Annotated in this window: 25 protein-coding genes and 3 pseudogenes; 8 read left to right on the forward strand and 20 right to left on the reverse strand. The window is 36.9% G+C overall.

Translation table 11 applies throughout. The annotated features are described in order from the left end of the window. The first annotated feature begins 2 nt into the window (after positions 1 to 2). Positions 3 to 245: a DUF4886 domain-containing protein gene (locus tag FGL31_RS30010; protein WP_394366157.1), complete on the forward strand. Its 243-nt coding sequence runs from the start codon at positions 3 to 5 to the stop codon at positions 243 to 245. Beyond that, positions 151 to 858 carry a DUF4886 domain-containing protein gene (locus FGL31_RS18085; RefSeq protein ID WP_394366158.1) on the forward strand — a complete coding sequence of 236 codons (708 nt, stop codon included), beginning with the start codon at positions 151 to 153 and terminating at the stop codon, positions 856 to 858. The genes FGL31_RS30010 and FGL31_RS18085 overlap by 95 nt, the downstream gene beginning before the upstream one ends. Before the next feature lie 90 nt (positions 859 to 948). On the opposite strand, the pseudogene FGL31_RS30015 reads toward FGL31_RS18085, so the two are convergent. Beyond that, positions 949 to 1071: pseudogene (locus FGL31_RS30015) on the reverse strand (hypothetical protein); the annotation flags it as partial. A gap of 156 nt (positions 1072 to 1227) precedes the next feature. Between FGL31_RS30015 and FGL31_RS18095 the strand changes: the two are divergent. Continuing rightward, on the forward strand, positions 1228 to 1869 hold the full coding sequence (locus FGL31_RS18095) for a DUF6266 family protein (RefSeq protein ID WP_138093533.1): 642 nt from the start codon (positions 1228 to 1230) through the stop codon (positions 1867 to 1869). A 6-nt stretch (positions 1870 to 1875) separates the two neighbouring features. On the opposite strand, the gene priA is transcribed toward FGL31_RS18095, so the two are convergent. Continuing rightward, entirely contained in the window at positions 1876 to 4356 is a 2481-nt protein-coding gene (gene priA / locus FGL31_RS18100; protein WP_138093536.1) for a replication restart helicase PriA, read from the reverse strand. A gap of 190 nt (positions 4357 to 4546) precedes the next feature. After that, positions 4547 to 4936 carry a DUF423 domain-containing protein gene (locus FGL31_RS18105; RefSeq protein ID WP_099370067.1) on the reverse strand — a complete coding sequence of 130 codons (390 nt, stop codon included), beginning with the start codon at positions 4934 to 4936 and terminating at the stop codon, positions 4547 to 4549. Positions 4937 to 5069: 133 nt separating this feature from the next. Here FGL31_RS18105 and FGL31_RS18110 point away from each other — a divergent pair, with 133 nt between their 5' ends. The 5 genes from FGL31_RS18110 (at position 5070) to FGL31_RS18130 (ending at position 11792) form a co-directional block, all read left to right on the forward strand. Beyond that, a complete protein-coding gene (locus FGL31_RS18110) occupies positions 5070 to 7721 on the forward strand; it encodes a PQQ-binding-like beta-propeller repeat protein (RefSeq protein ID WP_138093539.1) in 2652 nt (883 codons plus the stop codon). 116 nt (positions 7722 to 7837) lie between these two features. Beyond that, positions 7838 to 8845, forward strand: a complete 1008-nt coding sequence (locus FGL31_RS18115; RefSeq protein WP_138093542.1) for a DHH family phosphoesterase — start codon at positions 7838 to 7840, stop codon at positions 8843 to 8845. 27 nt (positions 8846 to 8872) lie between these two features. Then, positions 8873 to 9862 (forward strand): FKBP-type peptidyl-prolyl cis-trans isomerase, encoded by a 990-nt coding sequence (locus tag FGL31_RS18120; protein WP_099370064.1) that lies wholly within the window; start codon positions 8873 to 8875, stop codon positions 9860 to 9862. A 109-nt stretch (positions 9863 to 9971) separates the two neighbouring features. Further along, a complete protein-coding gene (locus FGL31_RS18125) occupies positions 9972 to 10766 on the forward strand; it encodes a TatD family hydrolase (protein ID WP_138093545.1) in 795 nt (264 codons plus the stop codon). A gap of 3 nt (positions 10767 to 10769) precedes the next feature. Further along, complete coding sequence (locus FGL31_RS18130) at positions 10770 to 11792, forward strand: asparaginase (protein ID WP_138093548.1); 1023 nt, start codon at positions 10770 to 10772, stop codon at positions 11790 to 11792. On the opposite strand, the gene FGL31_RS29245 is transcribed toward FGL31_RS18130, so the two are convergent. The 17 genes and pseudogenes from FGL31_RS29245 to FGL31_RS26560 all read right to left on the reverse strand — a co-directional run bounded on the left by FGL31_RS29245 (position 11779) and on the right by FGL31_RS26560 (position 20980). After that, entirely contained in the window at positions 11779 to 12279 is a 501-nt protein-coding gene (locus tag FGL31_RS29245) for a glutamate ligase domain-containing protein (RefSeq protein ID WP_317131070.1), read from the reverse strand. The genes FGL31_RS18130 and FGL31_RS29245 overlap by 14 nt on opposite strands. A 112-nt stretch (positions 12280 to 12391) precedes the next feature. Next, positions 12392 to 13081 carry a bifunctional folylpolyglutamate synthase/dihydrofolate synthase gene (locus FGL31_RS29250; protein WP_317131071.1) on the reverse strand — a complete coding sequence of 230 codons (690 nt, stop codon included), beginning with the start codon at positions 13079 to 13081 and terminating at the stop codon, positions 12392 to 12394. Between the two features lie 10 nt (positions 13082 to 13091). Then, positions 13092 to 13283 carry an energy transducer TonB gene (locus tag FGL31_RS26515; RefSeq protein ID WP_232046929.1) on the reverse strand — a complete coding sequence of 64 codons (192 nt, stop codon included), beginning with the start codon at positions 13281 to 13283 and terminating at the stop codon, positions 13092 to 13094. Between the two features lie 31 nt (positions 13284 to 13314). Continuing rightward, positions 13315 to 13716, reverse strand: coding sequence for a hypothetical protein (locus FGL31_RS26520; protein WP_232046930.1), 402 nt, complete (start codon positions 13714 to 13716; stop codon positions 13315 to 13317). Further along, the gene (locus FGL31_RS26525) at positions 13670 to 13846 is read right to left on the reverse strand and encodes a hypothetical protein (protein WP_232046931.1); all 177 of its coding nucleotides are present in this window, start codon (positions 13844 to 13846) and stop codon (positions 13670 to 13672) included. Before FGL31_RS26525 ends, FGL31_RS26520 begins: the two co-directional genes overlap by 47 nt. 125 nt (positions 13847 to 13971) lie before the next feature. After that, positions 13972 to 14381, reverse strand: a pseudogene (locus FGL31_RS18145) (ExbD/TolR family protein). Positions 14382 to 14413: 32 nt separating this feature from the next. Beyond that, positions 14414 to 15116: pseudogene (locus FGL31_RS18150) on the reverse strand (MotA/TolQ/ExbB proton channel family protein). Positions 15117 to 15154: 38 nt separating this feature from the next. After that, positions 15155 to 15352 carry a hypothetical protein gene (locus FGL31_RS18155; RefSeq protein ID WP_138093551.1) on the reverse strand — a complete coding sequence of 66 codons (198 nt, stop codon included), beginning with the start codon at positions 15350 to 15352 and terminating at the stop codon, positions 15155 to 15157. A 91-nt stretch (positions 15353 to 15443) separates the two neighbouring features. Next, positions 15444 to 15905, reverse strand: coding sequence for a hypothetical protein (locus tag FGL31_RS18160; protein WP_138093554.1), 462 nt, complete (start codon positions 15903 to 15905; stop codon positions 15444 to 15446). Continuing rightward, positions 15862 to 16140 carry a hypothetical protein gene (locus FGL31_RS18165; protein ID WP_138093557.1) on the reverse strand — a complete coding sequence of 93 codons (279 nt, stop codon included), beginning with the start codon at positions 16138 to 16140 and terminating at the stop codon, positions 15862 to 15864. Before FGL31_RS18165 ends, FGL31_RS18160 begins: the two co-directional genes overlap by 44 nt. 101 nt (positions 16141 to 16241) lie before the next feature. Beyond that, the gene (locus FGL31_RS26530; protein ID WP_232046932.1) at positions 16242 to 16631 is read right to left on the reverse strand and encodes a TonB-dependent receptor; all 390 of its coding nucleotides are present in this window, start codon (positions 16629 to 16631) and stop codon (positions 16242 to 16244) included. A gap of 22 nt (positions 16632 to 16653) precedes the next feature. After that, positions 16654 to 16839: a hypothetical protein gene (locus FGL31_RS26535; RefSeq protein WP_232046933.1), complete on the reverse strand. Its 186-nt coding sequence runs from the start codon at positions 16837 to 16839 to the stop codon at positions 16654 to 16656. A gap of 22 nt (positions 16840 to 16861) precedes the next feature. Then, a complete protein-coding gene (locus tag FGL31_RS26540) occupies positions 16862 to 17965 on the reverse strand; it encodes a hypothetical protein (protein ID WP_232046934.1) in 1104 nt (367 codons plus the stop codon). Then, positions 17962 to 18336, reverse strand: a complete 375-nt coding sequence (locus tag FGL31_RS26545; protein WP_232046935.1) for a tetratricopeptide repeat protein — start codon at positions 18334 to 18336, stop codon at positions 17962 to 17964. The genes FGL31_RS26540 and FGL31_RS26545 overlap by 4 nt, the downstream gene beginning before the upstream one ends. Beyond that, positions 18288 to 20045 (reverse strand): tetratricopeptide repeat protein, encoded by a 1758-nt coding sequence (locus FGL31_RS26550; protein ID WP_232046936.1) that lies wholly within the window; start codon positions 20043 to 20045, stop codon positions 18288 to 18290. The genes FGL31_RS26545 and FGL31_RS26550 overlap by 49 nt, the downstream gene beginning before the upstream one ends. A 375-nt stretch (positions 20046 to 20420) precedes the next feature. Further along, entirely contained in the window at positions 20421 to 20585 is a 165-nt protein-coding gene (locus FGL31_RS26555; protein WP_232046937.1) for a hypothetical protein, read from the reverse strand. 11 nt (positions 20586 to 20596) lie between these two features. Further along, positions 20597 to 20980 carry an outer membrane protein assembly factor BamD gene (locus FGL31_RS26560; RefSeq protein ID WP_232046938.1) on the reverse strand — a complete coding sequence of 128 codons (384 nt, stop codon included), beginning with the start codon at positions 20978 to 20980 and terminating at the stop codon, positions 20597 to 20599. Between the last annotated feature and the right edge of the window lie 109 nt (positions 20981 to 21089).

The following is a 21089-nucleotide window of genomic DNA, read 5'->3' on the forward strand; positions in this document are numbered from 1 at the left end:
AAATGAAGAAATTATCTATTTACCTGTTATTCTTACTATTGCCATTTCAGTTGGTCCTTGCACAGGAAACTTCGCCCAAGGATGACGACATCATAAAAGTATTGGCCATTGGCAATAGCTTCTCCGAAGATGCGCTGGAGAACTACTTATATGAACTTTCTACCGCAGCAGGCAAAAAAAATTGTTATCGGCAATCTATACATTGGTGGCGCACCATTAGAACTGCACCTAAAGAATGCGCATAACAACTTAAAAGCATACAGCTATAGGAAAATTAACCTTGATGGCGTCAAAAAAACAACCGAGCAAGTTAGCATCGAAGATGCATTAGCAGATGATAACTGGGATTATGTAAGCTTACAGCAAGCTAGTCCTCTTTCAGGGAAATATAATGTTATCATGCAATCCCTGGGAGACCTGTGGACTTATGTATTTGCTCATGTTCACCCTGATACCAGATTGGTGTACCATCAAACTTGGGCATACCAACAAGACTCGAAACACGAAGGCTTTACAAACTATGACAATAGCCAGAAAAACATGTACGATAGCATCATGAGCGTGACCTCTAGATTGGAAAAAACTGGTGACTATGCTTTTATTGTGCCTGACGGTACCACTATCCAAAATGCAAGAACTAGTTCGTTAGGAGATACTTTTACCAGGGACGGCTACCACTTGAACCTTGACTATGGCCGGTTTGCAGCTGCACTGACTTGGTACGCGAAATTGTTTGACCTTGATCCGACAAAAACGGACTATAGACCTGATAAAGTGACCGAGAAACAGGCGAAAATTGTGAAAGAAGCAGCAAAGAAAGCTGTTAGAAAACCGTATAAGGTGTCGAAAGTACGTTAATAAACAGGATTAACAGGATTAACAGGATTTGCAGGATTAGCAGGATTAGCAGGATTAGCAGGATTAACAGGATTAACAGGATTAACAGGATTAAAATAGTCTATCATGGGTTATATTCCTATTAATCAGACGTCTATATTGTAAGCTTTTGCCGCCAAAGTTTATGAGCATTCCGACCTCGAGGTTATAAATTTCCAGATTATTGATGGCTTGGGCTAGGTGGACAGGTTAATATCAAAGCGCTTTTTATTGATTAATAATAAATTCAAACAAAACTATAGAATGTTTTTCCTTAAAAGAAATTAATTTAAATATTAATTGTTTTAGATTCAGTCATTTATTATATTTATCAAAACAGCAGTTTAATTTATGGCTACAGCAAAAAATGGAAAGGTACAATCATTTACAGGTATGGTTGGAAATTTAGTTTATTGTAATTGGAAAGGGATTCCGTATGTACGTTCTCGCCCTGATGTTAGAAATCTTAAAAGGTCCCGGCTGCAGGTAAAAGCCAATTCAAAATTCAAGAAACTTCAATTGATGCTATCACAGATTCTACCTTATATCAGACAAGGATTCAAAAACTTTAACAAGGAATGGACCAGTCATAATTCTGCTATGTCTTATAATCTCAAGCACGCCATTATCGAAAAAGACAGTAATTTCGAAATCGACTGGTCAAGTTTTTCTATAAGCAGAGGAATTGAAAATCCCATCATTGGATATACCTTGATCGTTAGTAAAGGTAAGATGATCATCGATTGGCAACTAAATATTGATCATGTTGAAAAACAAAATTTATGGAAATATAGGTGCATGATTTTAGCTTATCCTGAGAATCCAGAAAATCAAGTTTTTGGGGTTGTCAATGGGAGTCTACTCGATGAGCTCAAACATAGTATCCATTTTATTAAACCAACAGAAACTGCTGTCTATCATGTCTATATTGCTTTTTTATCGAACGATGGGAGTTCCAAAAGCACTAATAGCATTTATTTGGGCAAGGTTTAGTTAGAATTAATACGGGTCTACATCAATCTGAACTCGTACTCCTTTATTCTTTTTGTCAAGTTCAAAATGTAGTAATGCTTGTTTGATTAATTCCTTAACCTTTACGATGGAGATATTCTTTCTTTCGATTTTCAAAGTAATCGTTTGGATGAAATTATTTCTCACTCTTGATACCAATGGAGGTTCAGGGCCTAATACCCTCTCGGCTAATTGCTGTTTTAAAAGGGACGCAAGTCTTTTGGCAGCATCATGGACCAAATCCTGGTTACTATGCTTGACATCTAGCTTTATTAAGCGATAAAAAGGGGGGTATAAATAGTTCTTTCTTTCCGTAATTTCGGACATAAACATCTCCTGATAATCATGATTTGTTACTTGTTCGAGAATTCTATGATTTGGGGTATTTGTTTGTATGATAACTTTTCCTTCATTCTGTCTGCGTCCTGCTCTACCTGATACTTGTGAGAACAATGAAAATGCTCTTTCGTAGGCTCTGAAATCAGGAAAATTGATCATGCCATCGGCATTGATAATTCCTATTAACGTCACGTTGCCGAAATCAAGACCTTTTGTAATCATTTGAGTACCGATAAGCACATCAAACTCTTGGTTGTCGAATGCAGAAATCACTCTGTCGAAACCATATTTTCCTTTAGTAGAATCTAAGTCTAGCCTTCCGATCCTTAGTTCAGGCAATTGAATTTCTAACTCCTCTTCTACCCTTTCAGTACCAAAACCCTTGCTCTGCATATTTGGCAATCCACAAGCGGGACAGGTCTGCACCAATTCTTCTGAAAATCCGCAATAGTGACAATGCATTAAATTACTGGATTTGTGATAAGTCAAGCTGACGTCGCAGTTAATACATTTTGCGACATACCCGCATGTTCCACATTGAAGGAATGGTGTATGGCCACGACGGTTCTGAAACAATATTACCTGTTCTTTCCTTTTAACGGTTTCGTCGATGGCTTGCAGCAATTTTGCGCTGAAGTAGGAGAACATTTCTTCCTTTCTGGATGCTTCAGTAATATCTACGATTTCAATTGCTGGCAATTTAGCTTCACCAAATCTTTCCGTCAATTCAATTAGGCCGTATTTCCCAGCTTTTGCATTGTAATAACTTTCAACAGAAGGTGTGGCGGAACCTAACAAAACTTTGGCTTGATGCTGCTGCGCAAGGTAAATCGCTGTATCCCGTGCATGATATCTTGGAGCAGGATCATACTGTTTATAAGAATTTTCATGCTCCTCATCTACTATGATAAGACCAAGATCATTAAAAGGTAGGAATACGGAAGACCTGGCTCCTATAACCACCTTAAATTCACCTTTGTTTACTTTATGCCATACTTCGGCACGTTCATTATCATTGAATTTTGAGTGATATACACCTAACTCATCACCAAAATGGAGTTTAAGTCGCTCGGTAATCTGGGCGGTCAAAGCAATTTCTGGCAAGAGGTAGAGGGCATTCTTGCCCTTTCTCAATACCTCTTCAATTAGGCGGATATAAATTTGAGTTTTTCCGGAAGCAGTAACTCCGTGTAAGAGGACAACATCTTTTTCTTGAAAGGACTCTTCGATCTGTTGAAAGGCATTTTGCTGTGCTTGGCTGAAATTGAAATCAGGAGATAACAACACATCAGTCCCTTCGAACCTACTGACTACTTTCTCTTCAACGGTAAATACACCTTTTTCGATCAAACCCGTAATTGCCCCTGCCCCACTTCCTGAAGCTTCCATAACCTCCTGTCTGCTGATATCATTCTTGGACTTCAACAGCTGTAGGAAAGCTATCACTGCATCTTGTTGCTTTGGAGCACGATTGAGGCTGTCCAATAATTCTCTTCTGCCATCTGGATCGTTAAATTCCGAGGCCAATCGCAGAAAAGATTTAGTCTTAGGTTTATATTTTTGTTTTATTTCTTCAGATATTAAAATAAAACCGTGTTCAAAAAGACTTCTTAATAGTGGGAATACTGTTTTTTGCCCTAATATTTTGATAACATCGTTAACGGTCAATTCACCGGCGAGGTCTAATGCTTCTAAAATCATGTATCCTTTGTCGGATACTATGGATCGGTCAAGACTTGGGTCATCCGATGCCATAATTTTGGTTTCAGAAGCCATCTTTAATGCTGCAGGCAAGGCTGCTTGCATGACATCTCCAACGTAACACATATAGTATTCAGCTATCCAATCCCACATCTGTAATTGAATATGATTGACAATGGGTTCATTATCGACTACATCCAATATGTATTTAGCTTCGTATTGTAAGGGAGCTTCGGTCGTAATGTTCTTTACGATAGCAGAATATATTTTGTTCTTACCAAACTGAACGATTACCCTACAACCTACCGCTATCTTGTCACTCAGGTCAAATGGAACTCTATATGTATAAGATTTAGCAATCGCCAAAGGCAAGATGACCTCTACAAAATAAGTAGTGCGATTTGGAGCAGTTAAATCCAGTTGAGACATAGGGCAAAGATAAGGTTTAGATTTGGGATGTGAGATATGAGATATGAGATGTGAGATATCATGCGCTAATAAAAAAGATTCCATCGAATATTCGATGGAATCTTTTACCAGTATTATTTTTATAAATCTGTCTTAATCTTATTTATGAGATTTAATATCACAATACTCATATCTCATATCCCATATCTCTTTACGCTCTATTCTTCATTGCAGCGATAAACAACGCGATCCAGCCGACCATAAAACATACACCACCGAGTGGTGTTACTGGGCCGATGATTGAAATATTTTCGATTCCTAAGAGGTTACGGGTACTTAATAGGTATAAAGATCCTGAGAAAAGAATAATCCCTATCGTGAACATGATATAGGAAACTTTAATGGATTGACTTTTTGCTCTTGAAAATGTTGAAAGGAATAAAAGAGCAAGTGTGTGGTAAAAATGATATTGGTTTGCGGTTCCCCATGTTTCCAGTTGTTTGTCGGAAATTTTTCCTTCTAAACCATGAGCACCGAATGCACCAAGTATTACAGCTAACAGGCCAAAAAAAGAAGCAGTTAGGATAATTTGTTTGTTCATAAAAAAAAGCTAAAATAATCGCTTATGAAATTTCGTTTATAAATGTATAAAATAACTTCTTAAAAAGCACTCCTATTTTTGCAAATTTGTCTATATTCAACATTAAAACAAACAAAAGGAATACTTTTCGTTCATGAGAAATACAATAATTGTTTCAGTCCTTCTATTTATTGCGGTGGTTGTAGCGTCGGTGTTTTACTTTGGGGATTTAAACAAGGAACAAAAGGAATATGTAGGTCCAGTACAGCATTTACCTGAGGATACCTATTTAGTTGCATCGTTTTTGAATGACGCAACGACCGACAATATCTTTAAAGATTTTGAAATTTTTGAAGCGATGCTTGGCAAACATGCTATGCATCAATTGAAGCAGCTCAAACAAAACTTACTTCGTAACAAAGCATTATCACCACTGGTTGGCGGTGCAGAAATATTGATGTCTTTTCATCCCGAAAAAAATGGGATAAGTACATTATTCAGTATCCATAGTTCAGAAAAGGTAGACCAAGCGGTTTTAGATCAAACCTTTCTGACCTTGAGCAAGAAGTATAAAGTCAGTACGCAGGATACAGCAGGAATTAGAATTTATCAATTTGCGAATCTTGAAAGGGATACTACTTTTAAAGATGACAAACCGTTGGACTCCTTGTTTTATGTCACCTATCAGGATAATATTTTCTTTTCTAGTTTAAACAAGGGGTTATTGGTAAAAGTTACGGATAAAAAGATTGAAAAGTTAAAAGAAAATCAGGTTACTTTTTTCAACGAACATAACAACAGAAATGCTCCTTTCACCGTATATATCCCTCAACAGAATATCCCGGCATTTATTTCAGTATTTAAACAGAATAAACCTGGAGATTTTTTACGACAATTTGTAAACTTAAAGGGAGAGACAGTTTGGAACATCAATTTTAAACAAGATGCATTGATGTTAACCGGAGAAAGCCATTTAGCGGAAGGTAAAGACAAGGAATATATAGCTCTTTTTGCTAATCAGAGCAAAACCACACAAAAGCTATACAATTACTTTCCTTCAACGACCATGATGTATGTGGAATATTCTTTTAGTGATTCTAAATCATGGTTCGAGGATTTAACATTATGGCAATCTAAACAAGATAATTATAAACAGCTACAAGGACAGTCTCAAGAAATCAACAAAAGCAAGGAAGGTTTATTAAGTGACTTCCAATCCGTACTAGCTGGAGATTTTGCGGTTGCAGAACAAAGCAACTCCGATTATATAGGTTTTATTACCATCCAGGACAGCAGTAGGCTTGACTCAATTATTGATGATATTGCCGAAAATTTAAGTGACAGTACTTATCGTTTCCGATACGCTAATATTCCATATCGTTTCTTTGGCGAAGGCTTAAAAGCTTTTTCAAGGCCATATTTTGTTAAAATCAATGATATGTTGGTCATGGCAAATCAATTGTCAACCATTCAAGAATACAAAAGAAAATGGAGGAACAAAGATTTCTTGATAGCAAGTTTAGGTTTTAAAAACTATGAGCAAATCCAAGGCAATGAAGCCAATGTCACGTTCTTTATCAACACTAAGAATGCAAACAATTTTATAAACAATACATTAAATTCTGATTATCGTAAGAAGTTCAGAGAAGATGAGGAATATGGATATCAGGATTTTTATTCATGGTCTTTACAGCTTTCAGGCAATGCTGGAAACTTTTTAAGTAGGTTCTATGGTATTTACAAAAGCAAGAACAGACTTGGAGTTACCCCTTCATGGACCTATAGTATGGGAAGCAGACTGATCAAAGGTCCTTATGTTTTTGAGCAATCTGATACTTCTCAGTTTATTCTTGTTCAGGAACAAGACCATACTGTGCATGCCATCCATCCTTCAGGAACTAAGTTGTGGTCTACCTTGTTTGCAGGGCGAATAATTGGTGATGTTAAGCAATTGCCGGATCGTAGTCTATTATTGGTAACGGACCGTCGGAGGCTTTATCGTTTTGACAGCAGTGGCAAAACATTGCAAGGATTTTCGACCAGTGTTTCAGCAGAACCTACATCAAATCCTGAAGTTGTAGACTGGAATGGTCAACAGGTGATATTGATTCCTTCCAAGAACCGTATTATGGCTTATGATATGGAAGGTGGACCTATGAGTGGTTGGGATAATTCAACAGTTGAAGGGGATATTTTAGGTAACATCGTATTTGTTGACAATCAAGCTGTAGTCGCTACGAGTTATGGAAGGGTTTATTTCTTTGACCAACAAGGGAACAAGACTAAAGAAATAGACATTGAAGGAGATGTAAGTTTTGTTAGTCCATTAGCTGTTACTAGTAAAGACAATGAATACATTTTTTATTGCACAGATAGTGATGGTAAAGTACATCAGATAAAATCTGATGGTTCCAATAAGGTTGTTATGGAAAATCAATGGAAGAAAGGTTATTCTGTTTATTTCAAAAACATAAATGGCACTACTTCTCCTGAAATGATAATCATTGACGGCTCTTACCTTCAAGTTTTCGAATTAGGAGATAATCCTAGGCAGATATTTGATTATACCTTCACCAAAGAAATAGATGCAGAGCCTTTATTCTTCCCTATTTCCAGCAGCATGTTCCAATTAGGTATTGCTGATGAGGAGAACCTTGTTTATCTATTTGCAGAGAATGGTAGCTTAGCGGATGGATTTCCTGTGGAGGGTTTACCATTGTTTTATTATGGCAAAATCAACTATAACTCAGGGAATTATTTGTTGACAACAAAAAGAGATTTCAAAATCTATGCTTTTCCTCATTAACAGTTTAATATTCAATCGATTCACACATTAAAAAAATTTATAAAAGATTTACTTAAAGACTTAAATTTTTTTATTTGCAGACTTTTTTTCATTAGGTTTGCATTCACAAAATAAGTATGTTACAAGGAGAAGAATATTTAGAAGCACTTTCCAGACCTAAAAAGATTATCATCACTACTCATCATAAACCTGATGGCGATGCATTAGGTTCATCATTAGGACTTTACCATTGGCTAAAAGGTAAGGGTCATGATGTTCATGTAGTATTATCTTCTGATTTTCCTACCTTTTTAGATTGGATGCCGGGATTTGATGACTTAATATACTATCCTACTGAGACAGAATTATCACATAATTTATTTGCAGAGGCAGACATTATCTTTTGTTTGGATTACAGTGCTCTTTCACGGACCAATATACTAGAACCTGTCATTCGTGAGGCAAAAGGACAAAAATGGATGATAGATCATCATTTGGATCCTGAGGATTTTGCTGCGGTTGAATATTGGGATTCTAGTGCTGCTGCAACAGCACAATTGGTTTATACCTTTATAGCCGATGTTTATCAAGATAAAGATTCGATAACTCCAGAAATTGCTTCCTGTTTATATGCCGGGATCATGACTGATACCGGATCATTTAGATTTCGTTCGACTACTTCTGCCGTTCACCACATCATCGCAAACCTGATTGATGCTGGAGCCCGTAATTGGGAAATCCACGAAAATATATACAATAGTGCTACAGAAAACCGTTTAAAGTTCTTAGGCTATTGCTTATTGAATTGTTTAGAGGTTATTCCGGAATACAATACTGCTTTATTTTCCTTGACAAAGGAAGACTTGGCAAAGTTCAATGTTACAACTGGAGATACCGAAGGATTAGTAAATTATGCACTATCCATAAAAGGTATCCGACTAGCGGGACTATTTGTTGATAGAACTGAATTAATTAAATTATCTTTGCGGTCGATTGGAGAAATTCCTTGCAACGAGATCTGCAAGAAATATTTCAATGGAGGAGGGCATTTAAATGCTGCTGGTGGTAATTCCACTGAGGATTTAGACACCGTAGTTTCAAGGTTTAAATCTATTCTTCCTGAGTACAAGAATTATTTAACATAGAATATAATAAGCGTTATAAATAAAAAAATGAAAAAATCAATTTTAGTATTAACAGCATTAGCGGGCCTTATGCTTGCATCATGCCAAAGTTTCAAAAAAGGTGAAGGTGGCCTAGAATATAAATTCTTCGAAGATAAAGGCGGCGAGAAAGCTGTTGGAGGAGATGTTCTAGCTATGGATATTGTTGTTAAAACAGACCGCGACTCTTTATTAGCAAGTACATATGACCTTGGATTACCTCAAATTGCACCTGTGATTCCAGATTCATTGGTTCAAGGTGGTTACCCAGGTGACAACAACACAATCTTGAAAATGTTAGGTGAAGGAGATAGCGCAACTTTCAAATTGAATTTGGATACTATGGCAGCTAGAACTGGTCAACCTAAGCCAGATTTTGCTGATAAATACATTCAGTTTACTATTAAGGTTAAGAAACTTTTCAAAAAAGGTAGCTTAACAGATTCAGCATTGTTTGAACAAGTTAATCAATATTACCTAGCTCAAATGGAAGGTTTGAAAAAAGCTGAAGAAGGTAAGATTGCTAAATTTGTTGAGTCTAACAAACTACAACCTAAGAAAACTGCTACTGGATTACAATACGTAATCAAAGAAGAAGGTTCAGGTGCTAATCCAGTTGTTGGAGATACAGTAGTATTGAACTATACTGGTAAATTAACAAACGAAAAGTTATTTGACACGAACGATCCAGAATTAGCTAAGAAAGAAGGCAAATTCAATCCTATGAGACCTTATGAGCCATTACGTGTTCGTATTGGTCACACACCAGTAATTCCAGGATGGACTGAAGGACTTCAATTATTGAAAAAAGGTGGAAAAGCTACTTTGATTATTCCTTCATCATTAGGATATGGTGAACGTCAGCAAAGTAATGAGATTCCTCCATATGCTCCGTTGGTATTCGACGTTGAAGTATTGGATATTATCGCTGGTCCTAAAGGTGATACACCTCAGGTAGTAGCTCCAACAGGAACTCCAGTAACTCCTCCTGCTAACTAATCAGGATTTATATTACAAAATTTATAAAAAAACGCAGTTTTCATTATGAGAACTGCGTTTTTTCATTCCATAGAAACATATTATCTGACAATATGTTAACTTTGGCTCAATGACAGAGCAAATTGATTTAAAAAATCAGACTTTAACCGACACTCATACGCATATATACTACCAAGCAGGTACCCCTGTTCTGAAGGAACAGATGGAGCGTTGTTTCCAAAATGGAATTACACGATTATTCTTGCCAAATGTAGATGTAGACTCTATGGAGAAGGTTTTTGAAAATGTCAAAGCCTATCCTAATCATTGTTTCCCGATGTTAGGACTTCATCCTTGCGATGTCAAAGAAAATTATCAGGATCAATTGGATCAAATCTATAGCAAGATTCAACAATCAACAATCTACGCTATTGGAGAAATTGGAATTGACCTTTATTGGGACAAAAGCACATTAGCTATTCAGCAGGATGCTTTTGCACAACAGATCAACTGGGCAAAGGATCTAGGGTTACCGGTTTCCATTCATTGTAGAGAAGCTTTTGATGAGGTTTTTGAGGTGTTGGATGCCCATGCTGATGAGCACCTATTTGGTATCTTCCACTGTTTCACGGGTACGTTGGAACAAGCCCATAGAGCTATTAAACTGGGATTTAAATTAGGCATTGGGGGAGTATTGACGTATAAAAAGTCTGGCCTTGATGCTGTTGTAAAAGAAATCGACCTTGAACATATTGTTCTTGAAACAGATGCCCCCTACTTGGCTCCGGTTCCATTCAGAGGAAAAGAAAATGAAAGCAGCTACCTCATTCATATTGCGCAAAAACTTGCCGATATCCATGAGACAGGAATAGATAAAGTAGCAGAAATAACAACTAATAATTCTAAAAACGTATTTAAAATCTAATAGATGCACAATATTTTTATTATTTATACTGGCGGTACCATTGGTATGGTTCAAGATTCAGAAACAGGAACCTTTATTCCTTTTGATTTCGAATTGATTGAAAAGAACCTACCTGATTTAAGTCGTTTAAACTATAAACTTACTGTACATTCATTTGACCCCATTATTGATTCATCTAATATGCGTCCCAGCATTTGGTTGGAAATGGCTAAAATAATTAGAGACAACTACGAATTATATGATGGTTTTGTAATTCTTCACGGGTCAGACACCATGGCTTTTTCTGCTTCTATGTTGAGTTTCTTGTTAGAGGGATTGCAAAAACCGATAATCTTCTCTGGATCGCAATTACCAATAGGAGAAATTAGAACAGATGCTAGAGAGAACCTGATGACTGCACTTGAGATTGCTTCTGCCAAAAGAGATGGAATCTCTATCATACAAGAGGTTTGTATCTTGTTTGACAATAAGTTATTTCGCGGTAACAGATCTTTTAAATATAACTCAGACAAATTTGAGGCATTCCGTTCTCCAAACTTCCCTGTATTGGCGGAGGCCGGAATTCATATCCGATACAATGATGAGGTATTGGTAAATAATGCTGGTCAAGAATTTATATGTCATTATCATATTGATAACCGCGTAGGTGTGTTAAAACTCTTCCCGGGTATAAGCAAAGATACTATTGAAGCCGTTCTCAATTCAAACGTTAGAAGTATTGTTATGGAAACTTTCGGAAGTGGAAATACAATGACTGACTCTTGGTTTTTAGAATTATTGGAGAATGCGATTAAATCTGGCAAGAATATCCTTGATATTTCTCAATGTAAGGTGGGCTCTGTAGAACTGGGTCGTTATGAGACCTCACAGGGGCTTAAATCTATCGGAGTTCTGAATGGCTATGACATGACATTCGAAACCGCTGTAACCAAGCTTATGTACCTTCAAGGCGAATTAGAAGGCCAAGAAGATGTTGCGCATTGGGTACAGCAGAGTTTAAGAGGAGAGCTAACTAAAAATGATTAGTTAATACTTCAGCTACCACAAAGGTACTGCCTCCAATAAATATCAAATCATTTTCTTTATAAGCTTTATTAGCTGCTTTAAAAGCTTCTTCGATAGTTGGGTAAGCATTGCCCTTCAATTCAAAAGAATGTGCCATATTAGCTAATTCTTCAGCTTTCATAGCACGAGGCATTGCGGGTGCCGAGAAATAATATGTTGCATGTTTTGGCAATAATGGCAAGATATGACTCAGGTCCTTATCTCTCATTGCTCCAATAATAAAATGCAGACTATTAAAATTCAAAGTAGTCAAGTTTTGAATGACAGCTTTTATTCCATCTTCATTATGACCTGTATCGCAGATAATCCATGGATCGGTTGATAAAGTTTGCCATCTTCCTCTAAGTCCAGTTGATTCTTGTACGTCAGCTAAGCCAGATTTTACAGATTCATTTACAATGTTAAATCCTAAATCTCTCAATTGATCGATTGCTGTTAATACACCCAAAATGTTCTTCTTTTGATAGGATCCATTTAGGTCTAGATGCCAGGTTTGATTTTGGTTTAATTTTTTTGATTCAACTGTTATTTCTATCCCTTGTTGCTTTTTCTCAGCCTGTTTAACTTCGTAATAATCGTCGGCAAAAAAACAATGGGCTATTTCCTTCTTTAGCTTTTTGGATAAAGACCTGTTGAATTTCGTTTTGTCGTTCTGAAATTACAACTGGAGTATTGGGTTTTATAATCCCTGCCTTCTCTCCTGCAATTTGTTCAAGGGTATCTCCCAGTATATTCATATGGTCCATTCCAATATTTGTAATGACGCATAATTCAGGGGAAATAATATTTGTGCTATCTAATCTACCGCCCAATCCAACTTCAATAACAGCAATATCAACGTTTACTTTCGCAAAGTAATCAAAGGCCATAGCCACGGTTACCTCAAAGAAGGACGGCTGAATTTCTTCAATTAATTTCCTATGATTATTGACAAAATCAACTACGGTTTGTTGTTCAATCATTTCACCGTCTACACGAATTCGTTCTCTAAAATCTACAAGGTGTGGTGAAGTGTATAGTCCTGTTTTGTATCCAGCTTTAGCCAGGACAGAGGCTAGCATATGTGAAGTTGATCCTTTGCCATTGGTTCCGGCAATATGGATTGATTTGAATTTATTTTGAGGGTTGCCAAGAGCTTGGCATAATAGAAGAGTTTTATCTACATCGGGATTGATTGCAGAAGCACCATCACGCGTAAACATAGGTAATCGAGCAAATAAATACTCGATTACCTCTGTAAATGTTTTCATATAATTAGAATTATCTTACTCTAAATCTGAAAGTAATAAGACCGGTTTGGGTCTGAGGAGCATTAGGTAATTCGTTCAAACGAGCTCGTTGAACTGCGCTGATACATTTTTCTATCAGTCTGTAGTCAGCGATTGTTGTTCCTTTAGCTTGTCTAGCTCTTGTGATATTACCACTTTTATCCACTGTAAACTCTATCTTCACGATACCGGTTTGTTGTCCGTTGTCATCGATTTTAGGTGCACAGTGAATCTTCTGTTTCCAGGGACAACATAGCGTTCCCGAAACCAGATCCACCATCGCCATAGTTACTTGCCAACGGATCCCCTAACTTAGAACCTTGATTTCCAGGAGTTGATCCTGTCCCATCACCAGTTCCTTGTGCATTATTCTTTTTGCCTTTATACAAAGCATTTGGGTTCACTGCAGGGGTTGCATCTTTTTTCTCTGCTGTTGACTGTTCAGCATTTGCCTTAACAGGTTTTTCAGTTTTAGCAACAACAGGAGCTTCTTCCACATCCTGGGTAGCTACAGCTTTATCAGCAACTTGCTGTGAAGGTGTAGGAATAGGTGTAGAATTCGGATCAATTTTATCGGGTCTTACATTGTTGGCATTTTCGTCCATGGGACGGTTCATCCACACTCATGTAATCTTCGCCCATACCTTCAGGTGATGTACCGTAATTCACGATGATACCACCCATACCATATTCTGGAAGATTTTGACCAAATACAATAAAGAAGCCAATGACTCCTAACGCAGCCATTACCAATGTTGAAATCCCTAATGCCTTAGGTAAATTATTTTCTTCTTGAAAATTGATTGTAGTACATTTTTCCTTATCACTTCTATTTCGACCTACGAAAGCCTAAAACGTTTAATATTAATTTATTAATCCTTTTTAGGTTCTGTTGCCAACACCATTTTCACCTTCAATTTGTTTGCGATGTCCATAACGGAAATCACATTTTTGGATAGGCACAGTACTGTCAGCATAAAGCATAACCGTTAGTTCTTCCCCCAGTCGCCATATTCGATTGAATATAAGATTCCAGGTTTTCTAGAGGCATTGCTTGTTTATCCACATGATATACTAAATCGCTAGTAATAGAGATTGTCATTGTCTTTTTAGCCACTGACTGTTCTCCAGCACTTGATTTAGGTAAAAGTAATTTTACCACTTGTGGATTTGATACTGCGGAAGCCAACAGGAAGAACAACATCAAGAAAAACATGATATCATTCAAGGCAGCTGTATGTACTTCTGCAGCGGGTTTATTTCTTCTATTACGTAAATTCATGTTAAGTTATTTTAAAGATTAGGATGCTTAGCTTACATGCTAGGCTCATCCAATAAATCGATAAATTCGATTGCGTCAGTTTCGATGCGCAAAATCAAGCGCTCAACCATCATGTTCAAAATATGGTATCCGATATATGCCAAGATACCAATTGTAAGACCAGATGCAGAAGCAATCATCTTAACGTAAAGACCACCAGATACGGAACCGATATCGATACCGCCAGCCATCTCTACATCACGGAAAATCTGGATTACCCCGAAGATTGTACCAACGAAACCAAGCATTGGAGCAATACCTGCGATAATACCTAAGATATTGATGTTTTTTCTCAAGTCTAGAAACCTCTAGTTTACCTTGATTTTCAATAGCACCTTCAATATCTTTAATTGGGCGTCCAACACGTGTCAACCCTTTTTGTAACATTCTTGACAATGCTGAATTGTTGGAACGACATGCAGCCATTGCTGCATCAATTTTTCCAGACAAAACGTTACTTTTCACCTGTGCCAATAATCCACCTTCGGATCTACTTGCTTTACGAATAGTAATATAACGTTCGAAAAAGATAACCAATCCTAGGAAGAATAATAATAGGATCGGAATCATAATCCATCCACCCTTCATTAGGAGTTCTAAAAGATTAAGATCATCTGTAGGAGTAGCTAATGCTACTGGTTGTTGTACCGCTTGATTCAATGTATCAACGATTCCAGGGTTTTGTACTAACGACATAGTTTAATAACGTATTTTTTGCTGTTTGATTGATTTACTTATTTAATTTTTTGACTCCATGCATCTGCGACATATTGTTTTCTTACAATTCTCAATGCTGAATCTGCTTGTTCTTTTGTTTCATAGGAATCCCAAATCACCTTCTTTTTGTTATGCGCCAAATTACTTGGAATCACTCTTACAGATTCGACACCTGCTTTATTGAAAGACTCTGCTTGTTCGTACGCTTGTGCCAAAGTGTTATGTGTACCTATCACTATCTGATAGGTATGATTTTCTGGTATTAAAGGATTATAGACCTTCTTTCCTGCAACTGTAGCAGCACTATCAGGAGCATTTGGATTCGTAGATAAATGTAGAATCCTGAGGCGTTCCGATATTGGCTGTAGAATCTGTAGCAGGTTCTTCTATACCTGCATTCAATAGGCTGTCAGATCTTAAGGCTGCTTCTTTGACTGAATTTGTATGATTCACATAAAGCAATCCAGCTATAATCAAAATTGCGAGGACTGCTGCCCAGATATACCATTTTGATTTATTTGGAGCTTGAGGTTCTTCATAATACTCTTCAGTAGCTACAGCTTCTGTCTCTTGCTCTAAATTCTCTGCGGCATCATCCACAGGCACTGTTTCTTCTATTGGTGTTTCCACAACCGGCACAATCTCTTCAATAGGTGGACCTTCCACCACTGGCAGAGCTGTACCTTCAATAGGTTGAAGCTGAAAACCGCTTAAGTCTTCTGCTTTAAATACTAAAGAAGAACCGTGCTTGATTAGCTGTCCGACCATGGTTCAAGGTAACTGAACCATTTTCCTTGATAGTTTCCAGAAGGTTAAAAACTGCTTCCTGAACTTCCGCCTCAGCGGCTTGTCTAGATGATTGAGTTGACTGCTGAATAAAGTCAATAAAATCAACACCATCAGTAGACTTGCTATCAAATTCCAGATATTTTACAGGAGGTAAATACACTCCTCTGCGGTCATCATATACCGAAGGTGTATGAATGCGTTTGAAAACTCCCAAAACCCTTCACATACACTTCGTTTCTATGCTTTAATACCTGATGAATGTATCTTCCTAAATCCATTTATTCGTTTGCTGATGCAAATTTAAAGTTTGTTAGATTAAAACGAAAAATTTAAACCACCTAAAATATTAAAACCTAATTTAGGATAGTATAAATAACGTTGGTATTCTGTGTTCAGCATGTTATTTGCTTTCACAAAAACACCTAAGTATTTTGTTGCCTTATACTCAGCACCCGCGCTTAAATCAAAGAACGATGCAATCGTTTCTTTATTGAATGCATCTGCAATCAATACTCCATTTGAATCATAGCTATATTGAGGTGCATATGCATTTCCATGGAACAATGCTTCAGCATCAATAAACAATTTCTCAGAAATATTGAATCTAGCATTAGCTGCTAAGCGCATTTTTGGAAGGTGCCAAGCCTCTTCTTGGTTCACCATGGTATACTGATCGATGTTTAAGCGACCTCCAAGATTCACCAATTGTGATAACCTTACATTAATTTCACCTTCGATACCCTACATGTTTTACGGCTTCATCTCCGTTACCATCATATACTAAATCAAATCTGAAAGGTGTTTCCATATTGTTTACAAACATTGCCATGTTTTCAACTTTTCTGTAGAAACCTTTCACCTTGTAACCGAATGTTGCACCTGCATTTCCTTTAATACCACCATAGATATTCATACGGTCGATAGTGTTTTGGATATTAAAGTTTGGGACCTAGGTAAGGATTCAGTCTAGTAAAATCACGGAATGATCCTTTTTCAACTCCTCCGGTCACACCTCCAAAGATGTAAAAATACTTAGGTGCCAGGGCGAAATCGATTTCTGCTTCAGGGAATACATTAAATCTAGAGTTGTCTCCAAATTCTGAAACGATGTTTGCACCTAAAGTGATATTATAGTTATCCCCTTTGAAACGGATATAAGGATTAATACTTGCAATTGAGTTGTTCAATTTACCATTATCGGTATTATTTACACCGGTAATACCATTGTAATCCAATGCAAGATTTGCCCCTGCATTGAAGGCACGGTATCTTTTATTTAAATATCCTGATAGGGCGATTGAGTTTTCCTTAGCACTAAATTTATCGCTGTATGTGTAAGCATCTGCTTTTACAGAGTAGCTTAATGCATCTTCGTTTTCAGGGTCATAGTTGCTTGTCAACTCGCCTGTGAAATAAATATCATTGAATCGTTGTGCTTCGCGAGTTGGATTAATGGTATTTCCATCAATGTTTTCAGGAATACCATAAAAACGTGTTCCAAACCCATTATATCCAATCACTCCATCTAGGGTAAATAAAGGGAAAATACGGCGTCCAAAAACTCCGACTTCTTGTTTAGAGAATTTTTGATCTTCTAAATTACCTTTTTGACCTAAATGTTTTGCGAATCCTCCGAATCTGATATCTTCATAATCTTCGACAGCAAAATAAGCTTCGCCTAAGATTGTGTTGAAGTTACCAGCTCCAAATTTGAAATAGTTACTTTTATGGTCCAATATTTTTGAGAATGGCGTTTCCATAATTCTCAATTCACTCAGACCTGTATTGATATCTAATTTTTTATCAGGAACACTACCATAGCTCAGCTTAGGCATGTATTCTCTTTTGTTAGTCATATCAGGACTACGACGGATTTTTACTGCGTCAGCAAGAATAGGTCTATAATCACGAACGATATCAAATGAATCCAAAGTTACAGGGCGGTCGGTAGTGTCTCTTCTTTGAGCTTGTGCTCCTATCCCCATCCCCAACAACAAGGTTAATATTGCAGATTGTTTAAAAACAGTGTTCAACTTCATCTTTTCCTATTCTTATTTAATTTTTTCCATAATTTTTTCGCTTCATCCAAAATACCATCTTCAGTATTTTCATAATTGTCGATGACACTTTCTAATGTTGATTTTGCTTGGAATTTATCTCCTTTAGCGTCGTATGCTTGAGCCATTATGATAAATCCTTTTGCAACCCAATAATCGTATGAAGAGAAGGAATCAGATATGTCAAGTGCAGATTTGATTGCACCATCATAATTTTTATTTTTCAATTGTTGTTCCGCTACCAAGAATCTTGCTTCTGCTCCGGTCTCAGTTTTAGACTTCAATGCAGCTAAGTTTAATTCTTTCATACCTTCACCACCTTTAGAAGTTGACAAGTAAGCTTTTGCCAGCATATAAGGTGTGCTCTAGCAATTTCTTCTTCAGAAGACTTTTCATACTTCTTGATAATGTTAGCATAGTTCAATGTCTCAGCGTAATCACCCATATTGAAGTAACTGATCAATAGGTTATTTACTGCCCAACCATAATTCTCTTTGTACTCAGAAGTTAACTCTAACTTCTTCAATACCTGAACTGCCTCATTATATGCTTTATTTCTGATATGTAATTTCGATACAGAAATCAATGTACGCTCGGTATATGCAGATGTCCAATCATTCATAATGATATTGAAATCATGCATTGCTTCTGTGTCATTGCCTAAATTCGCGTTACTTTCAGCACGGATAAAACGAGCATGTTTCTCTTGAATTGGTTTAGGGAATTTATCAAAGTATGCATTGACAGCTTCAATGGATGCCTGCCAGTTTCCGCGGTCAAATAATGTTCTTGCGATTGAGAATGTATGAGCATCCTGTTCAGCAGTACTTAAGTCACCGATGTTCGTACTTGTAGCATAGCGGATATATCCGGAAGCATCACCTTTATCTAAATAAATGTTCTCAATAGATGCCAATGCTTGTTTAGCCTCATCTGTAGTAGGATATTGGTTTACTACTCTTTGGAATGTAGCCAATGCAGCATCGTTATCATCTTTGTTATATTGAACTAGACCAATTGTGGTAAGAGCTCTAGGAACATATGAACTTCTAGGGTATTGTTCAACCATTTTTTGAAGTCCATCGATAGCCCGGTCGTGATCACCCATTAAGAAATAAGTGTATGGCACTTCAAACGCAACATCATCTGCATAGTTTGATTTCGGGTATTTCGACATCACAGAATTCAATGTCGAAATCTTTCCATTATTATCACCTTGTAAACCTAATAAGATACCTTTTTGGAACAAAGCATAATCTTGACTTTGTGCACCAGAAGAGATCAATCTATCGTAGTAATTAGCTGCTTTGCTATAGTTCTTGATTGCTAAATACGAATCCGCAGCACGAGCCATGGCATCATTTCTAGTATTCAGGTCAATACCGTCTTTACCACCACCAGCTAAGAAACGTTCAAAGTAATTAGCCGCAGTACTGTAGTTGTCAGCTCTGAATGCTGCATATGCCAAAGCATAGTTAGCATAGTTATAAACTTCAGTTTTTCTAGCTGCTGGTAATTGCAAGAATTTGTTGAATGCAGCAACTGCTTCTTTGTATTTGCGAACTTCGTACATTGCTTCAGCTTTCCAATAGGTTGCTAGAGCAAATATTTCCTCATCGTAACGGTTTGCTTCAGAACGCATAAACATGGAAATAGCATTTTCAAATGCACGTTCATTGTAGTATTCAAGACCACGGTAATAAGTTACTTTTTGGTATGCTGCATTGGCGTCTTTACCTCTAGTTGGCAAATCTTCCAATACATCTACCGCAGCACGGTAGTTTTTGGTACTCAATAAAACTTCTGCCAATAATGTCTTAGCTTCTTCCTGGCGCTTTGACCTTGGATAAGTCTGCATATACTCGTTAACAGCATCCAGAGCTACTTGGTGGAATTCTAAGTCATACGACAATTTCGCATAATTGAATAAACCTTCTTCTTTTAATTGTGGATCAAAATCCAATTTTGATGCTCTGAAGAAAGCATTTCTAGCGCTTTGTTTATTGCCAGTCTTTAAAAATGCATCCCCTAAAGTAATCATGGCACTTTTGGAAATAAGCATCAGGTTCTTCTAATTTTTCTAATTCGGAGATCGCTTTTTCGTATTCACCTAATTTGTAATTGATATAACCAATTTGGTAGCTATCTTGGTTGTTCTGAGTTTTGCCTTGATCCTGAGCTTGGAAACCTATCGTAAAATTCTTTTGATTTTTCTAAATCTCCCTTGATAAAATATGTTGCAGCTACTATACGCAACATTTCAAGTTTCGCTTTCCTGTTTAGTTGTTTCTAACTTAGGGAGAGCGTAAGCCCAATACTTCATCGTAACGTTTATCTAAGAAGTATAAAGCTGTGATATAATATGGATAACTGTTTTCATAAGTTTTTGAACCTTCAAGACGTTCAAATTCATTTAAAGCAGTTTTATATTCTTGATTTAAATAGCTTTAGGTATGCTGAATAATAGATTGATGCTTCCTGATACTGGCCGCTTTTGGTCCTTCAATTCATTGAATACAGGTCTTGCAGCTTCATAATCACCAGTCATGAATTTTGAATAGGCAAGTTTGAAACGATATTCCGTATTCTCTGCACCTGCCAAATTCTTGCTATCTATTTTTTCAAACCACTCAATTGCTTTTGGATAATCTTTTGAGCATAATAAGACTTACCGATTTGGAAATAAGCGGCTTTTGAGTTAGCACTTGCCGGGTAGTCTTTAATATATTTTAAGAAACGATTTTCAGCATCTGTTTCACCTAGTTCAAGTGCGCAGACTGCTTGGTAGTATCTTACATTTTCTTTTAATAAACTTAGTTCCTTGGTTTCATCTAATTGGAGAGAAGATTTAGTTCTGATTTCTTCAAACTTATCGAACTGTTTTGCCGCCGAACTGAACTTCCCTCTTTCATACAGCTCTAGACCATCCTTATAGGCTTTATTTACCTCTTGCCAAGCAGAATGTTGCGCCAATACTGGTGTACTCAATAAGCTCATCGCCACACCTAACTGGTAAATTTTTTATACATATGATTGAATACTCCTTAAAATGAATGCTTTTTTGTTTATCGATTTTGTTGTATCAATGTGATAACATGATACAACT

Source organism: Sphingobacterium daejeonense, assembly GCF_901472535.1.
GTDB lineage: Bacteria > Bacteroidota > Bacteroidia > Sphingobacteriales > Sphingobacteriaceae > Sphingobacterium > Sphingobacterium daejeonense.

Excerpts from the sequence above, each read along its gene's own strand:
- FGL31_RS30010 (WP_394366157.1), top strand. The coding sequence starts at position 3 with ATGAAGAAATTATCTATTTACCTGTTATTCTTACTATTGCCATTTCAG.
- FGL31_RS18085 (WP_394366158.1), top strand. The coding sequence starts at position 151 with ATGAACTTTCTACCGCAGCAGGCAAAAAAAATTGTTATCGGCAATCTA.
- FGL31_RS18095 (WP_138093533.1), top strand. The coding sequence starts at position 1,228 with ATGGCTACAGCAAAAAATGGAAAGGTACAATCATTTACAGGTATGGTT.
- priA (WP_138093536.1), bottom strand. The coding sequence starts at position 4,356 with ATGTCTCAACTGGATTTAACTGCTCCAAATCGCACTACTTATTTTGTA.
- FGL31_RS18105 (WP_099370067.1), bottom strand. The coding sequence starts at position 4,936 with ATGAACAAACAAATTATCCTAACTGCTTCTTTTTTTGGCCTGTTAGCT.
- FGL31_RS18110 (WP_138093539.1), top strand. The coding sequence starts at position 5,070 with ATGAGAAATACAATAATTGTTTCAGTCCTTCTATTTATTGCGGTGGTT.
- FGL31_RS18115 (WP_138093542.1), top strand. The coding sequence starts at position 7,838 with ATGTTACAAGGAGAAGAATATTTAGAAGCACTTTCCAGACCTAAAAAG.
- FGL31_RS18120 (WP_099370064.1), top strand. The coding sequence starts at position 8,873 with ATGAAAAAATCAATTTTAGTATTAACAGCATTAGCGGGCCTTATGCTT.
- FGL31_RS18125 (WP_138093545.1), top strand. The coding sequence starts at position 9,972 with ATGACAGAGCAAATTGATTTAAAAAATCAGACTTTAACCGACACTCAT.
- FGL31_RS18130 (WP_138093548.1), top strand. The coding sequence starts at position 10,770 with ATGCACAATATTTTTATTATTTATACTGGCGGTACCATTGGTATGGTT.
- FGL31_RS29250 (WP_317131071.1), bottom strand. The coding sequence starts at position 13,081 with ATGAAAACATTTACAGAGGTAATCGAGTATTTATTTGCTCGATTACCT.
- FGL31_RS26520 (WP_232046930.1), bottom strand. The coding sequence starts at position 13,716 with ATGAACCGTCCCATGGACGAAAATGCCAACAATGTAAGACCCGATAAA.
- FGL31_RS26525 (WP_232046931.1), bottom strand. The coding sequence starts at position 13,846 with ATGGCTGCGTTAGGAGTCATTGGCTTCTTTATTGTATTTGGTCAAAAT.
- FGL31_RS18160 (WP_138093554.1), bottom strand. The coding sequence starts at position 15,905 with ATGGTCGGACAGCTAATCAAGCACGGTTCTTCTTTAGTATTTAAAGCA.
- FGL31_RS26535 (WP_232046933.1), bottom strand. The coding sequence starts at position 16,839 with ATGAATATCTATGGTGGTATTAAAGGAAATGCAGGTGCAACATTCGGT.
- FGL31_RS26540 (WP_232046934.1), bottom strand. The coding sequence starts at position 17,965 with ATGAAGTTGAACACTGTTTTTAAACAATCTGCAATATTAACCTTGTTG.
- FGL31_RS26545 (WP_232046935.1), bottom strand. The coding sequence starts at position 18,336 with ATGCTGGCAAAAGCTTACTTGTCAACTTCTAAAGGTGGTGAAGGTATG.
- FGL31_RS26550 (WP_232046936.1), bottom strand. The coding sequence starts at position 20,045 with ATGCTTATTTCCAAAAGTGCCATGATTACTTTAGGGGATGCATTTTTA.
- FGL31_RS26560 (WP_232046938.1), bottom strand. The coding sequence starts at position 20,980 with ATGAGCTTATTGAGTACACCAGTATTGGCGCAACATTCTGCTTGGCAA.